13 protein-coding genes are annotated in these 13217 nt (G+C 67.5%); 12 read left to right on the top strand and 1 reads right to left on the bottom strand.

What is annotated here, in order from left to right:
* The first annotated feature begins 397 nt into the window (after nt 1-397).
* The 12 genes from JW958_00145 (at nt 398) to JW958_00090 (ending at nt 12553) form a co-directional block, all read left to right on the top strand.
* The gene (locus JW958_00145; protein MBN1824639.1) at nt 398-634 is read left to right on the top strand and encodes a galactosyldiacylglycerol synthase; all 237 of its coding nucleotides are present in this window, start codon (nt 398-400) and stop codon (nt 632-634) included.
* Between the two features lie 336 nt (nt 635-970).
* Nucleotides 971-1198 carry a sulfurtransferase TusA family protein gene (locus tag JW958_00140; protein MBN1824638.1) on the top strand — a complete coding sequence of 76 codons (228 nt, stop codon included), beginning with the start codon at nt 971-973 and terminating at the stop codon, nt 1196-1198.
* A 34-nt stretch (nt 1199-1232) separates the two neighbouring features.
* Nucleotides 1233-1670: a YeeE/YedE family protein gene (locus JW958_00135; GenBank protein MBN1824637.1), complete on the top strand. Its 438-nt coding sequence runs from the start codon at nt 1233-1235 to the stop codon at nt 1668-1670.
* Nucleotides 1667-2359 carry a YeeE/YedE family protein gene (locus JW958_00130; protein MBN1824636.1) on the top strand — a complete coding sequence of 231 codons (693 nt, stop codon included), beginning with the start codon at nt 1667-1669 and terminating at the stop codon, nt 2357-2359. The genes JW958_00135 and JW958_00130 overlap by 4 nt, the downstream gene beginning before the upstream one ends.
* A gap of 32 nt (nt 2360-2391) precedes the next feature.
* Nucleotides 2392-4959 carry a response regulator gene (locus JW958_00125; GenBank protein ID MBN1824635.1) on the top strand — a complete coding sequence of 856 codons (2568 nt, stop codon included), beginning with the start codon at nt 2392-2394 and terminating at the stop codon, nt 4957-4959.
* A 168-nt stretch (nt 4960-5127) separates the two neighbouring features.
* Nucleotides 5128-5574: a nuclear transport factor 2 family protein gene (locus JW958_00120; GenBank protein MBN1824634.1), complete on the top strand. Its 447-nt coding sequence runs from the start codon at nt 5128-5130 to the stop codon at nt 5572-5574.
* A 34-nt stretch (nt 5575-5608) separates the two neighbouring features.
* Nucleotides 5609-6634, top strand: a complete 1026-nt coding sequence (locus JW958_00115; protein MBN1824633.1) for an asparaginase — start codon at nt 5609-5611, stop codon at nt 6632-6634.
* A 78-nt stretch (nt 6635-6712) separates the two neighbouring features.
* Nucleotides 6713-7726: a DUF1028 domain-containing protein gene (locus JW958_00110; protein ID MBN1824632.1), complete on the top strand. Its 1014-nt coding sequence runs from the start codon at nt 6713-6715 to the stop codon at nt 7724-7726.
* A 238-nt stretch (nt 7727-7964) separates the two neighbouring features.
* Nucleotides 7965-9854, top strand: coding sequence for an SMP-30/gluconolactonase/LRE family protein (locus JW958_00105; protein ID MBN1824631.1), 1890 nt, complete (start codon nt 7965-7967; stop codon nt 9852-9854).
* On the top strand, nt 9854-10405 hold the full coding sequence (locus tag JW958_00100; GenBank protein ID MBN1824630.1) for a GNAT family N-acetyltransferase: 552 nt from the start codon (nt 9854-9856) through the stop codon (nt 10403-10405). Before JW958_00105 ends, JW958_00100 begins: the two co-directional genes overlap by 1 nt.
* Nucleotides 10406-10410: 5 nt before the next feature.
* Nucleotides 10411-11157, top strand: a complete 747-nt coding sequence (locus tag JW958_00095) for a metallophosphoesterase family protein (GenBank protein ID MBN1824629.1) — start codon at nt 10411-10413, stop codon at nt 11155-11157.
* 46 nt (nt 11158-11203) lie between these two features.
* Entirely contained in the window at nt 11204-12553 is a 1350-nt protein-coding gene (locus JW958_00090; protein MBN1824628.1) for a sel1 repeat family protein, read from the top strand.
* A gap of 74 nt (nt 12554-12627) precedes the next feature.
* Here JW958_00090 and JW958_00085 read toward each other — a convergent pair whose 3' ends face one another.
* Nucleotides 12628-13131: a DinB family protein gene (locus tag JW958_00085; GenBank protein MBN1824627.1), complete on the bottom strand. Its 504-nt coding sequence runs from the start codon at nt 13129-13131 to the stop codon at nt 12628-12630.
* Nucleotides 13132-13217 lie beyond the last annotated feature (86 nt).

Raw genomic sequence — 13217 nt, 5'->3', positions numbered from 1 at the left:
TCCCTTCGGGGCACGGTCCGGATGCTTCCGCATCCTCCCTCTTCTCGCTCGCCGACCCACCTCCGCCCGCCTCGATAAATGCTCGACAGATTCATTTGTCCCCTCGACGGGGGCGGGCTCCGGTGGGTGCCCGGCGAGTCGAGACGGCCCCGAGAGGGAGACCGGCGGTGGAAGGGATAGCGCTCCTTCGGTACCGGATTATTATCATGAGCGCAGCGATTGAAAAGGTATTCGGTACCGAAGAATCCCCGAGACGGCCTCGAGAGGGAGCCCGGCGGCGGAAAGGTGTCCGGCGTCGAAGAGATTTTCCCTCACCCCTCTTCCGGTGTATGATTCCCCCCTAAGCCGCCCGGGGCGGGTCGCCTCGGATCGCGTGGAATCAGACGGGAGGTTTTCGATGATCGAGCTTTTCGACAAGCAGAGCGGAAAGAAGCTGGGACGGATCAGCGAGGAGCAGCTGAATTTCCTCATCGATCAGCTGGAAGAGGAAACCGAAGAGGACGTGGATTACTACATCAACAAGCCCACTCTGGAGATGTTCAAGGACCGGGACATCGATCCGGCACTCCTCCAACTGCTGGAAAAAGGACTCGGCTCCCGAGAGGAGATGGAGATCGAGTGGAGGGAAGACTAGGAGGGCATCGGGGACAGGCGCCGATCACCGAAGAAGACCGGCGTCTGTCCCCTCATGCGTTCCCGAGGAACCTACCCGCCCCCGGACTCTCCGAAGCCCCTAACTCCCTGTAAATCAAAGAATAACCCGCTCCTTTTCCGGGCGTCCCCCGCCATCGTCGATTCATGGCGTCGGGCAGCGCCGCTAAGCGGTAGAACCGTATCAAGATCCGGCCCTCCGTCGCCGAAGTGTGGAGAGAGGCGGGTGGATGCGCCCGGCTCCGCCAAGGGTCGTCGTAGGAGCGAAGCCGAGAAGGGCGCGCGCCGGACCGGTGCGCTCGTCCCCGTGGGAGAAGCCATGACGGAAGAAAAGGAAGTCGATCTTCTCGGGCAGGTTTGTCCTTATCCCGTCGTGAACCTCATTCGAGAGGTTCTGAGCATGCCGAGCGGGAAAACGGCGCGTTTCTGCGTGGACGATCCTCTGGCGCTCAAGTCCATTCCCGAGGAGTTGGAGGAGTACGACGACCTCCACCTGGAGGTTCGCCCGAAGGACGGTCACTGGGAAATCGTGGTGACCCGGGATTGAGAGTGCCGCGGCAGGCACGGTGCGGGAGAGAGAAATGCCATCACGACAGTGGTACGCGAAACCGACGACGCTCATGGCGTTCTTCGCGCTCTGGAACGTCGTCATGTATTTCGCCATCCGTAAGTTCTGGATCGGCGGGAGCAGCTTCCTGCCGATGATCGGGCAACTCGGGCCGGAGAACAAGTTTCTCTTCGCCTTCGTGGTGAACCTGGGCGTGATCGCCGGCGCCTTCCTCGGCGCCGTGTCGGGCCGCGAGTTTCGGCTCCGTATGCCGCGGCGCGAACTCCTCCCCCGCATGATCCTGGGTGGCGCCTTGATCGGGATGGGAGTCACGGTGGCGCCCGGCACCTGCACGACCGCTTTCGTGACCGGGATGCCGATGCTTTCCGTCTCCTCCTTCCTCTCGGCGGCGGGGATCTTCATCGGCGCTTACATCATGTTCAAACTGGACGAGGGGAGGATGCCGGCATGAGCACTCCTCTCTTTCTCGCCCTGGGATTCCTCTTCGGAATCGGTTTCGGTTTCTTCGTTCAGCGAGCCGGCTTCTGTGTCGCTCACGGACTCGGCGAAATATTCATCGGAAGGGCGAAGCGTTTTACACGCCTCTTTCTGATCGTGTTCGCCATCACCTCCGTGGGCTTTCTCCTCTCCGGCCGGGTGAATCCCGCGCTGGGGCTGAAGACCATCGGCCAGATCCGCGGCGCCGGCTTTTACAACATCCTGTCCGGAATCCTCTTCGGTATGGGGATCCTGATGACCGGCGGGTGCATTTTGGGAACACTCCGCCAGCTCGGCGAGGGGAATCTGAACTTCCTCGTCGTGCTTGCCTCTTTCGCTCCGGGCATGGCCCTCGTCGTGTACGGCCTGAATCCACTTCTGGAAAAGGGCTACAATGTTCAGAGCCTCCTCCTGCCCGATCTCCTCGGAGTGCCCGCCGCCTATGTGACCGCCGCGCTCGTGGTGATCGCGGTGGCCTGGTACGCGCGGGTCCGGCCGAGGAAGAGGCGGACGGCGTTGAAGGCGGGCGCGGAAGCCTCAGCGGAGCCGCGACGCGAGAGCCGGGCGCCGGTGGTCGCGCGCGCGGACGCCGAGGAGCGGAAGACGGCTTCCGGCGCCGGCGAGGAGTTGGTGGCATCCGGTTCGGCGAAAGAGAACGAGTAGCGGGCGTATCGATCGGGAGGGCCCCGGCGGGCATGGACGAGGTCGGCAAGGAACACGCGGGCAACGAGGTCGACCTTCGCGCCCAGAAAATCTTGGAACGCCGTAACGCGGCTTACCGAATCCTCTACGACACGGTGGTGGAGGTGGAGGGGGCGACGGAGGATAGCGTCTATCATATCCTCTGCCGGAACCTCCGCCGCCTCTGCGAAGCCTCCGTCGCCGCGCTCGCTTCCTTCGATACCGTCACCCGGCGCATGGTGCTCCAGGCGATGGACCGGGACACCGACGCCCCCTTCCCGCAACTGGAGAAACCACGCTCCGCGATGAAGAAACTGTCCGACCGGGTGGTGGGGCATTTTAACACTTCCGCGGTGCGGCGGTGTAATCGGAAGGAGACCTGCCTCTTCAAAGTGCTGGCGCCGGAGCTTCTCCGGAGCTTCGCCGGCGTGGAAGGGGAGTGTTACCAACTCTCCTGTGTCCGTGAGGGCGAACTGGTCGCCGTCGGAGTCGTCCGCATGCCGCCCGGGAAGCGCCTCCGTTTGAAGGACGTGGTCGGCACCTACCTGAATCTCTCGGGCGTGATCATCCAGCGGGTGAACGCGGTCCAGACCCTCCGGTGCAATGAAGAGCTGGTTCGGGCCACCCTGGAATCGACGGGCGAGGGAGTCCTCGTCGTGGACGACGAGGGAAAGGTCACGCACCGCAACGCCCGATTCGACGAGATGTGGCATATACCCCGGGAGCTGGCGGAAACGCAAGACGACGACGCCTTGATCGGCGCGGTGCTGGATCAACTCGTCGATCCCGAGGCCTTTCTCGAAAAGGTGCGCAAGCTCTACGCCTCTTTCGAAGAAGACCAAGATTATTTATCTTTCAAGGATGGGAGGGTGTTCGAGCGACTCTCCTCTCCCCTCCGGCTGGACGAACAGATCGCCGGTCGGGTCTGGTGTTTCCGGGACGTCACCGAGAGGACGCGTTTCGAGGAGCGTCTCCGGGAAGCGAAGGCGGCGGCGGAACGGGCGAACCGGGCGAAGAGCGAGTTCGTGGCGAACATGTCCCACGAGATCCGCACGCCGATGAACGGGATCCTCGGCATGACCGAACTCGCCCTCGGCACGGACCTCACCCGGGAGCAACGCGAGTATCTCACCATGGTCAAGGAATCGGCGGACTGGCTCATCGAGGTGGTCAACGAGATCCTCGATTTCTCGAAGATCGAGGCGGGAAAAATCGCGATCGACCCGGTCGATTTTCGCCTGCGGGATTGCGTGGACCGGGCCGTAAGGCTCCTCTCGCTCCGGGCGGAGGCGAAGGGAGTGGAGCTGGTCTACCGCGTCTCTCCCCGTGTGCCCGACGAACTGATCGGCGATGCCGGCCGGATCCGCCAAATCCTCGTCAACCTCGTGGGAAACGCGGTGAAATTCACCGAGCGCGGCGAGGTGGTCGTGGACATCGACCGGTGCGACTCGCCCCCCGAAGAGGTCGAGCTCCGTTTTCGCGTGAGCGACACGGGGATCGGCATTCCGAAGGAGAAGATCGGTTCGATTTTCAGCGCCTTCGAGCAGGCGGACGGATCGACGACGAGGAACTACGGCGGGACAGGCCTCGGCCTCACGATCACACGGAGTCTCGTCCGCATGATGGGTGGGGACATCACCGTGGAGAGCGAGCCGGGGAAGGGGAGCGTCTTCACCTTCCATATCCGGCTTCGCAGGCGGACGGGAGACGCGGAGGGGACAAGAGACCCGCGGACGGATCGACTCGACGGCCTGCGCGTTCTCCTGGTCGACGGGAGCCCGACGAATCCTCTCGTCCTGGAGGAGCTTTGCGCGGGCTGGAACATGCTGCCGGCGCGCGCCGGCGACGGCGCGGCGGCCCTCGCGGAGTTGATCGCCGGCCGGAAGAGAGGGGAGCCCTTCGACCTGGTCGTCGTCAACGAAATCCTTCCGGGCATGAGCGGTTTCGAGCTCGCCGGGAAAATCCGGGGAAGGGAAGAGGCGTTCGGCGGCGCGCCGGTCCTTCTTCTCTGTTCCGCGAGCCGCCCCGACGCGGCGGCGGAGTGCCGGAAGCACGGCGCCGCGGGGCACATCACCAAACCGGTCCGCGGAGAGGACCTTCTCGACGCGGCTCTTCGGGCGGTCGGCGCGGTCGAGGCGGAGGGGGGGTGCGGCGGGAAGGATGGCCGTCGAGGCGGCGAAGGGACCTGCGCGCTGGACATCCTTCTCGCCGAGGACAACAAGGTGAACCAGATTTTGGCGCAGCGTCTCCTCGAAAAAAGAGGGCACCGGATCCACGTCGTCGCCTCCGGAACCGAGGCGATCCGCGCTCTCTCCGAAAAGCCTTTCGACCTCGTTCTGATGGACGTGCAGATGCCCGAGATGGACGGGATCGAGGCGACGCGGCGGATCCGCCTCCCCGGTTCCGGCGTGCTCGATCCCGAGGTCCCGATCATCGCGCTCACCGCCCACGCCATGACGGGGGACAGGGAGCGCTGCGTCGAGATCGGGATGAACGACTACGTCACCAAACCGCTCCGGCCGAAAGAACTCATCGCCGCCATCGAGAGGCTGATGGCGTCGCGCGCGGCGAAAATCGTATAGACGCCGGCGTCCGCCGGTTCCGTCCTCCCTTCCCCTTCCCCTTTCCCGTCGATTCCTTCCGGGTCGGTTGATTCCCGCCGCTCCGCGTGCCTACAATCCGTTCGAAGGCGGGGAGGTACTTCCCGCACCCGGAGAACACACTCCTCTTCGACGGGATGGAGGTCCTTCATGGACAACGATACGACGCCCTCGGACCGCGAAGAGCTGCTCGCTCTTCTCGATAGGATCCGCGCCGCCTGGACCGAGGGTCCCATCGAGATTCTCGACGAGGTCTTCCACGAGCGCATGGTGATCGCCGGCCCGGGGATGGTCCCCCTCGGCGAGGGACGGGAGGCCTGCGTACGCAGCTACCGGGATTTCCTCGCGCGCGCGCGGGTCCGCGCCTACGAGCAGTTCGACCCCGTGGCGAGCGTTTTCGGCGACACGGCGGTCGCCTCGTACCGTTACGTGATCGCCTTCGAGCTGGAAGGACGGCTCTTTCGAGAAAAGGGGCGCGATCTCTTCGTCTTCGCCCGCGAGGAGGGGCGATGGCGCGCGGTCTGGCGCACCCTTCTTCCCGAACCGGAAACGGAGCGCGCCGCCGCGCCGCGAAAGGAGGCGGATCGTGAGACGTGATTTCCCGTGGACCCGGCGGATCGCCGCGCTCGCCCTGCTCGCCGCCGCGGCGGCTTGGGGCGGGGCGCCGGAGAAGCCGCGCGTCGTGATTCTCGCCACGGGCGGCACCATCGCCGGCCGAAGCGTCTCGGCCGTGGAGGGGACCTACCGTCCCGCCGAGCTACCGGTGGAGGAACTGCTCGCCGCGGTGCCCGAAATCGACGGACTCGCCCGGGTGACCGGCGAGCAGCTGTGCCAAGTCGCGAGCCAGGACATGACCGTCGACCTGTGGATCCGAATCGCGCGCCGCGTCGATGAACTCCTCCGCCGGGAGGACGTGGACGGTGTCGTGATCACCCACGGCACGGACACGATGGAGGAGACCGCCTGGTTCCTGCATCTCACCGTGCGGACCGACGAGCCGATCGTGCTGACCGGCGCCATGCGGCCGCCCGGGTCGCTCGGCGCCGACGGCGCGCTCAACCTCTACAACGCCGTGGCGGTCGCCGCGTCGCCGGAATCGCGCGGGAAGGGGGCTCTCCTCGTCATGAACGACGCGATCCACGGCGCCCGGGAGGCGACCAAGCGGCACACGACCCGCGCCGACGCCTTCGCGTCCCCGCTCTTCGGTCCTCTCGGAACGGTCCATTACGGCGACGTCGTTTTCTACAGGGAGTCGACCCGCCGTCACACGGCGTCGAGCGCCTTCGACATACGGGAGATCGACGCCCTGCCGGAGGCGGCGATCCTCTACGGGCACGCCGGCTTCGACACGACTCTCATCGATCGGGTCCTCGAGACGGGGGCGCGGGGGATCGTATTCGCCGGGACGGGGAACGGGAACCCGAGCGCGCCGGCGGTGAGGGCGTTGGCGCGGGCGTCCTCCTCCGGCGCGGCGATCGTGCGGAGTTCCCGGACCGGGGCCGGGGCGGTCACTCTCCACGCCGAGGTGGACGACGAGGCGCTCGGGTTCGCCGTCGCCGGCGACCTGAACCCGCAGAAGAGCCGGATCCTGCTCATGCTCGCGCTCACCCGCGCCGGCGACGTTCGCGCGATACAGGAATATTTCTTCATGTATTGATCAAATGGCGCGACGCCACGCGGCGCCGGCCGATGGGCGGACGGACCGCGCGGCGCGTAACGATGGAGGTGGACCATGATGGGAAACACCGCGCTTCTCGCCCTCGCCTTCTCGTCCGCCGTCGCGGCGGCCGCTTCCGCGGCGCGTCCGGGGCCGCCGTTCCGGCCGGTGGCGACCTACTCCATCGTCGCCCGGGACGCGGCCACGGGCGAGATGGGCGTAGCGGTGCAGTCCCACTGGTTCTCCGTCGGCTCGGTGGTCCCCTGGGCGGAGCCGGGCGTCGGCGCGGTCGCCACACAATCCTTCGTGGAGCCCTCCTACGGACCCCTCGGCCTGGAACGGATGCGCTCCGGCGCCGCGGCCGCGGAGGCGCTCGATGCGCTCGTCGCCGCCGACGAGGACCGGGAGGTGCGCCAGGTGGCGATGATCGACGCGCACGGCCGCGTGGCGGTCCACACGGGAAGGAAATGCATCGTTCACGCCGGCCATCGTGCCGGCGAAGGATACTCGGCCCAGGCGAACCTGATGGAGAACGCCGGTGTCCCGGAGGCGATGGCCCGCGCGTATGAAAACGCCGCCGGCGACCTGGCCGATCGCCTTCTCGCCGCGCTCGAAGCGGCCGAGGGGGAAGGGGGGGATATCCGGGGCCGTCAGTCCGCGGCGATCCTGATCGTCTCGGGCGAGAAGAGCGACCGTCCCTGGGAGGGGCGCCTGTTCGATTTACGTGTCGAGGACCACCCGGACCCGGTGGGCGAGCTGCGCCGCCTCGTCCGCTTCAAGCGCGCCTACCGGATGCTGAACGACGGCGACGAGCGGCTCACGCGTGAGGACGTGGACGGCGCGCTGAGCGCCTATCGGGGCGCGCTCTCACTCATAGGCGACGACGAGACGAACGGGGAAGCCCCCTTCTGGGTCGGCACGACCCTCGCGTCGATCGGCCGTGTCGACGAGGCGCTTCCCTACCTCCGGCGGGCGGTCGCGCTCGACCCGCGATGGGCGGTTACGCTCGCCCATCTCCCCGCGGCGGGACTGCTTCCGGACGACCCGGCGTGGATCGAGGGGCTGATCCGCCGGATGGAAGCGGAGGAGTGACGCCGGACCGCGGCGGCGGGGGGGGGGAACCGACCGTCGCCCGCCGCAAGACCGTGAACAATACTCTCCTTCCTCTCGTCTTTTTCGGTGAACGATCGACGGCGGCCCGCCCGCTCTCGGCCCGATTTCCGTGGTCCGTCCCGCGGGAGCCGCCGACGCCCACCGAACACGCCGTCGCGGGCCACGCGGCGCTCGGGAGCCCGCGGACGGCCCGCAACCATTTCATCGGGAGGACAAAATGAACCGATGCCTGACGCCGGCGCGCGCTCTCGCGGCGCTCCTGCTCCTTTCTCTCGCGGCGTCCGCGGGGCGCGCGGAGATGACGCCGGTCGACTTCGAGTCCGGCCGCTGGGATCTGACCCGGGCGCGCGTCTTCGAGCGGGACGGGAGGAAGTGCCTGTCGGGGAGCGCCCTGCTCGGGGACGCGGATTTCGCGGACGGCGTGATCGAGGTGGACGTGCTGGTCGCTCGGGAGCGCAACTATCCGGGTGTAAACTTTCGCATCCAGTCCCCCACGGACCACGAGAAGGTCTATCTGCGGCCGCACCGCTTCCGTTTCTATCCCGACGCGGTTCAATACTGTCCCTCGACGAACGGCATCGCGAGCTGGCAGATCTACAACGGCGACGGGGCGACCGCTGGAACGGACCAACCCTACGAGGAGTGGATCACGCTCCGGATCGAGGTGAAGGGGGAACGGGCGCGCGTGTTTTACGGCGACATGGACCGGCCGGTCCTGGAGGTGCCGAAGCTCGGGAACGGGATCTCCCGCGGCGCCCTCGGTCTCGAGGGGGACCCGAACGGCGCCTGCTGTTTCGCCGATTTCCGCTATCGTGAGACAAGCGATCTCGCCTTCGATCCTCTCCCGCCGGAGGACGTCCCGCCCGGATTCATCGGAGAGTGGGAGATATCCCGCGCCTTCCCTCTCGCCTCGGTGGACATGGAGGCCCACCCGGACGCGCAGGATTTGGCGCCCCTGGAGTGGCGGCCGGCGTCGGCCGACGCGAGGGGGATCGTGGACGTGGGCCGCACCACCGGCCGGACGGGACGGATGCCCGACGGGGTCTACGCCCGCGCCTTTCTTCGCGCCGAAAAAGCGGAGACGATGGAGTACCGCCTCGCCTACAGCGACATCGTCGCCGTCTTCCTGAACGGCCGGCCTCTCTACTTCGGGAACAGCGCCTACCAGAGCCGGGACCGGAGCTTCCTCGGCGTGGTCGGCTTTTTCGACCATCTCTTCCTGCCGCTCCGGGAGGGAGAGAACGAGCTTTTGCTGTTGGTGGGCGAGTCCTTCGGCGGATGGGCTTTCGGCATGCAGGACGCCGACGCGGTTCTTCTCGCCGGCGGCGCCCGCCGCGCTTGGGAGACGGGCAAGGCCTATTCCATGCCCGAGGCGGTCCTCTGGGATGGGCGGCGCGGGGTCTTTTATGTGTCGAACTATGATGCCGCGGGCGCCCTCGGCCCCCGGGGATCGCAGACCCTCTCCCGGATCGGACCGAATGGGGAGGCGCTCGACGCGGCCTGGGTCGGCGGATTGGCGAACCCGACCGGCATGGCGCTCCGGGGGGATCGTCTCTGGGTGGTGGAGAGGACGACCCTCGCGGAGATCGACGTGAATTCCGGCGAGATCCTGAGCCGCGTCCCCTTCCCCGAGGGGAGCTTCCCCAACGACGTGACCGTCGACGGCGACGGCGTTCTTTACGTCTCCGACAACCGGCTGGACCGGATTTACCGGGTGCGGGGCGGTGAGGCGGACGTGTGGCTCGAGGGCGCGCCCATCGACGACCCGAACGGCCTCTGCGCCGCCGGCGGGGTGCTCTTCGTCGGCAACAGCGGCGACGGTACGGTGAAGGCGGTGGACACGGCGACAGGGGAGATCCGCGTCCGGGCGCGCCTCTCTTCGGGGATCATCGACGGGCTCGTCCCGGACGGGAAGGGGAATCTCCTCGTCTCGCATTGGGAAGGACGGCTCTTTCGGATCGATCCGGAGGGGAAGGTGGAGAAGCTGATCGACACCAGCGTCATCGGGGATTTCCTTGCCGATTTCGGCTACGACCCGGAACGAACCCTCGTCGTGGCGCCCCTTTTCTACGGCGACCGGCTCGCCGCTTTCGCTCTGGGGGAATAATGGAGAAGAGGGGACGCGCGGCGCCGGAGATCCGGATCGAACGGTTGGAGGGCGCCCGGGAGACGGAGGCCTGCGCGCGCATGATGGCGGAGAGCGAGCCCTGGATCACGCTCCGCCGCGGATACGAGGGATGCCTCGCCCTGCTTCGCTCGCCGGACCGCGAGGTGTGGGTCGCGCGCGCCGACGGCCGTCCCGTCGGCTTCGCCGTCCTGGTCCTCCGGGGAGCGTTCGTCGGCTATCTGCAGAGCCTGGTCGTCGAGCCGGCGCTCCGGGGGCGCGGGATCGGCACGCGGCTTCTTCGGTTCGCCGAGGAGCGCATCCTCCGCGAGTCGCCGAACGTCTTCGTCTGCGTCTCCTCTTTCAACCCGGGCGCGCGCCGTCTCTACGAGCGCCTCGGCTACCGCGAGGTCGGAACGCTGGACGACTACATCGTGCCGGGCCATGCGGAAATCCTCCTGCGCAAGACGATCGGTCCCATCGCCTCGTTCCGGCCCCGGGGCGGTGCGGATGAAGAAGAACGCACCGCCGGCGAATCGGAGAAAGAGGAGTGACGGCGGTGAAGACGACGGCGGTGCTGGCGGACGTGCATGGAAACCGGTGGGCGCTCGAGGCGGTGCTCGCCGACGCCGCCCGCCGCGGCGTGTTCCGTTTCGTGAATCTGGGGGACTCGCTTTACGGTCCGCTCGACCCGGAGGGAACCGCCGATCTTCTCCTCTCCCTCGACGCGCCGACGGTGCGGGGGAACGAGGATCGAATCGTGACGGAACGACGACCGGGAGCGGCGTCCTCGCCGACACTCGACTTCACGCGGTCCGTGCTCGGACCGGCCCATCTCGCGTGGCTGGAATCGCTGCCGCCGGCCGCCGTCGCCTTCGACGCATTTTTCCTCTGCCACGGCACGCCCGCGCGGGACGACGCCTATCTCCTGCGGGAGGTCTCCGCCGCCGGTGTCCGGCTCCGGCGACCGGAGGAGATCGACGCCCTCCTCGGCGGCGGGGAATCTCCCGTGGTCCTCTGCGCCCACGACCATCTTCCCGGGATCGTCCCCCTTCCCAACGGTCGCCTCGTGGTGAATCCGGGGAGCGTCGGCTGCCCCGCCTTCGAAGACGACCACCCTTATCCGCACGTGATGGAGGCGGGGTCGCCGGAAGCGCGGTACGCGATTCTGGAGCGGGACGGAGGGGAGTGGGCGGCCCGGGCGGTGTCCGTCCCCTACGACCGGGAAGCGGCGGCCCGCGCCGCCGAGCGGAACGGCCGCCCGGACTGGGCGCGCTGGATCCGCACCGGCCGGGCGCGCGGGTAGGCGCCCGCTTCGCGGGGCGGGCCGTCGTATGGATCCGGATGCTGCCGTGTGTTACGTTTTCGCCATGAACCGTCGTGTCCGCGCCCCCTCGTTCGTCGTCCTCGCCGCCGTTCTTCTCGCGGCGGCGCGTCCCTCCGCCGGTGCGGATTCCCTTCTCCGTTGGAACGCTCCTCTTCCGAAACTCTACGCGGCGGCCGAAGGGGGCGACGCGCGCTCCCTCGCCCTTCTCGGCGCCCGCCTCCGTCTCGGCGACGGGGCGGCGAATGACTACGCCGCCGCGGGCGAATTCCTGCGAAGCGCCGCCGACGCCGGCGATCCTGTCGGGATGGTCCATCTCGCCGCGCTGGTCGAGAGGGGCCGGGCCGTTCCCCGCGATTCGGCGCTCGCCGCGGAGTTGTACGCGCGCGCCCTCCCCGCTCTTCGGAAAGGGGCCGAGGAAGGGGACCCGGATGCGGCGCTCGAATTGGGGAATCTTTACGCATGGGGGAACGCCGTTCCGGAGGATCAGGAGGAGGCGAACCGCCGGTATCGGCCGGCGGCGGCGGCGGGCCACCCACGCGCCCTCTATTTATTGGGGTACCGTCTTTTTCACGGGATCGGCGCGGAGCCGGACCGGGACGCCGGTGTCGGCCTGTTGCAAGAGGCCGCCGGTGCGGGGAACACCGCCGCGGCCTACATGCTCGGAGATCTGTACGCCGCGGGGGAGGGTGTTCCGATCGATCCGGAGAGGGCGGAATCGTTCTATCGAGCCGCCGAGTCCGGTCCCCGTCCCGCCGAGGCGGTCGGTCCGGACGGCTACCGATTCGCGGGCGAGGGCGTTCCGGGGGACCGCGCGGTTCCCGGGCACCAGCCGCCTCCCCACAGAATGGAGATCGCCGAGGGGAGCTGCGGCGAGGCGTGTATCTGGTCGATTCTCCGCGCGCGCGCGGTCGAGGCCACTCAGTTCGCGATCAACCGGGCGGGAGGCGCGCCGGGACGCGGGCTGCACGCCTACGAACTGGACGACGCGCTGGAGCGCTATGGGATCGACAACGACCATAATTACGGCTATAAAGCTTTATTCGGCCCTCCCTACATACGGGACTGGATTCGAAATCTCCTGCACCGTCCGTCTCCCGGCCCGGAGAGCTGGGAGGCGCACCTCGAGGAGATCCTCGCGGAGCTCCGCGCCCGCCGCCCCGTCCTCGTCGGCGTGAAGATCTATCCGGATCGGTTTCCGGACTGGCCCTGCGACCACTTCCTCCTTTTGGTCGGTTGCAACGACGAGACCGGGGAGATCCTCTATAACGATTTTCAAGAGCGTAAAAGGATGCCCGCCGCGCGACTCCTCGGCACGGAGAAGGGGTATTCCCTCGTCAACCGCTACGGTGTCTTCTATCGCATTTTCTTTCGCTGAGCGTTCTTTCGGTTTTGCCCGCCGCCGGGGCCTTACCCTCGTCCTTTCATTTCCGGGCGCCCGCCGCTCTCCGTTCAGTAGGGGGGCGCCTCCATGCCGTAACGAGCCCATTCCTCCTTGGAGGGTCCGAAGATGCCGGGCACTTCCGCGCCCGCCTGGCGAAGGAGGACGGTCATCTGGCCGAGGTGGTGGATCTGATGGTTGATCAGGATGGTGAGGGTGAGGCCGCGCGGCCAGGTCTCGCCGTACATTTCGTCGACCCGTTCGAGCGTCTCGTCGGTCCATGCGTCGCGGATCTTCTCGATCAGTTCGGCGTTCACCGCCTCGTGGGCGTCGCGGATCTCCGCGGCCGTCGATGGCGGGGGCGACTCGGGGTTCACGGAGGCGATGCCGAGGCCGACCCGGTTCATCATCTCCGGCACGGACGTGACCACGTGCCACGCCACATGACCGAGGGTGCGGTGTCCGTCGGCGACCGGTTGGCTCAGGTTCTCGTCGGTGAGGGCGCCCATCAGGCGGCCGGTCGACTCGGCGAGCCGCCCGTAACCGCCGACGAAGTCCTCCAGTTTACGGAACATCCGTTCCTCCTATTCATCCGAGAAAGATTGGTTGGAACGGGCCGGGGCAAGGGCGGGCTTTGCTCAAACACTCCCTCGCTCGCCGG

Source organism: Candidatus Eisenbacteria bacterium (assembly GCA_016930695.1).
Classification (GTDB): domain Bacteria; phylum Orphanbacterota; class Orphanbacteria; order Orphanbacterales; family Orphanbacteraceae; genus JAFGGD01.
Note: the sequence above shows the minus strand (reverse complement) of the source record. Positions and strands in the feature narration are given on the sequence as shown.

Bases quoted from the DNA above. Each gene is read 5' to 3' on its own strand.
- JW958_00105 (MBN1824631.1), top strand. From the start codon at position 7,965: ATGAACCGATGCCTGACGCCGGCGCGCGCTCTCGCGGCGCTCCTGCTC.
- JW958_00135 (MBN1824637.1), top strand. From the start codon at position 1,233: ATGCCATCACGACAGTGGTACGCGAAACCGACGACGCTCATGGCGTTC.
- JW958_00100 (MBN1824630.1), top strand. From the start codon at position 9,854: ATGGAGAAGAGGGGACGCGCGGCGCCGGAGATCCGGATCGAACGGTTG.
- JW958_00085 (MBN1824627.1), bottom strand. From the start codon at position 13,131: ATGTTCCGTAAACTGGAGGACTTCGTCGGCGGTTACGGGCGGCTCGCC.
- JW958_00125 (MBN1824635.1), top strand. From the start codon at position 2,392: ATGGACGAGGTCGGCAAGGAACACGCGGGCAACGAGGTCGACCTTCGC.
- JW958_00145 (MBN1824639.1), top strand. From the start codon at position 398: ATGATCGAGCTTTTCGACAAGCAGAGCGGAAAGAAGCTGGGACGGATC.
- JW958_00110 (MBN1824632.1), top strand. From the start codon at position 6,713: ATGGGAAACACCGCGCTTCTCGCCCTCGCCTTCTCGTCCGCCGTCGCG.
- JW958_00130 (MBN1824636.1), top strand. From the start codon at position 1,667: ATGAGCACTCCTCTCTTTCTCGCCCTGGGATTCCTCTTCGGAATCGGT.
- JW958_00140 (MBN1824638.1), top strand. From the start codon at position 971: ATGACGGAAGAAAAGGAAGTCGATCTTCTCGGGCAGGTTTGTCCTTAT.
- JW958_00120 (MBN1824634.1), top strand. From the start codon at position 5,128: ATGGACAACGATACGACGCCCTCGGACCGCGAAGAGCTGCTCGCTCTT.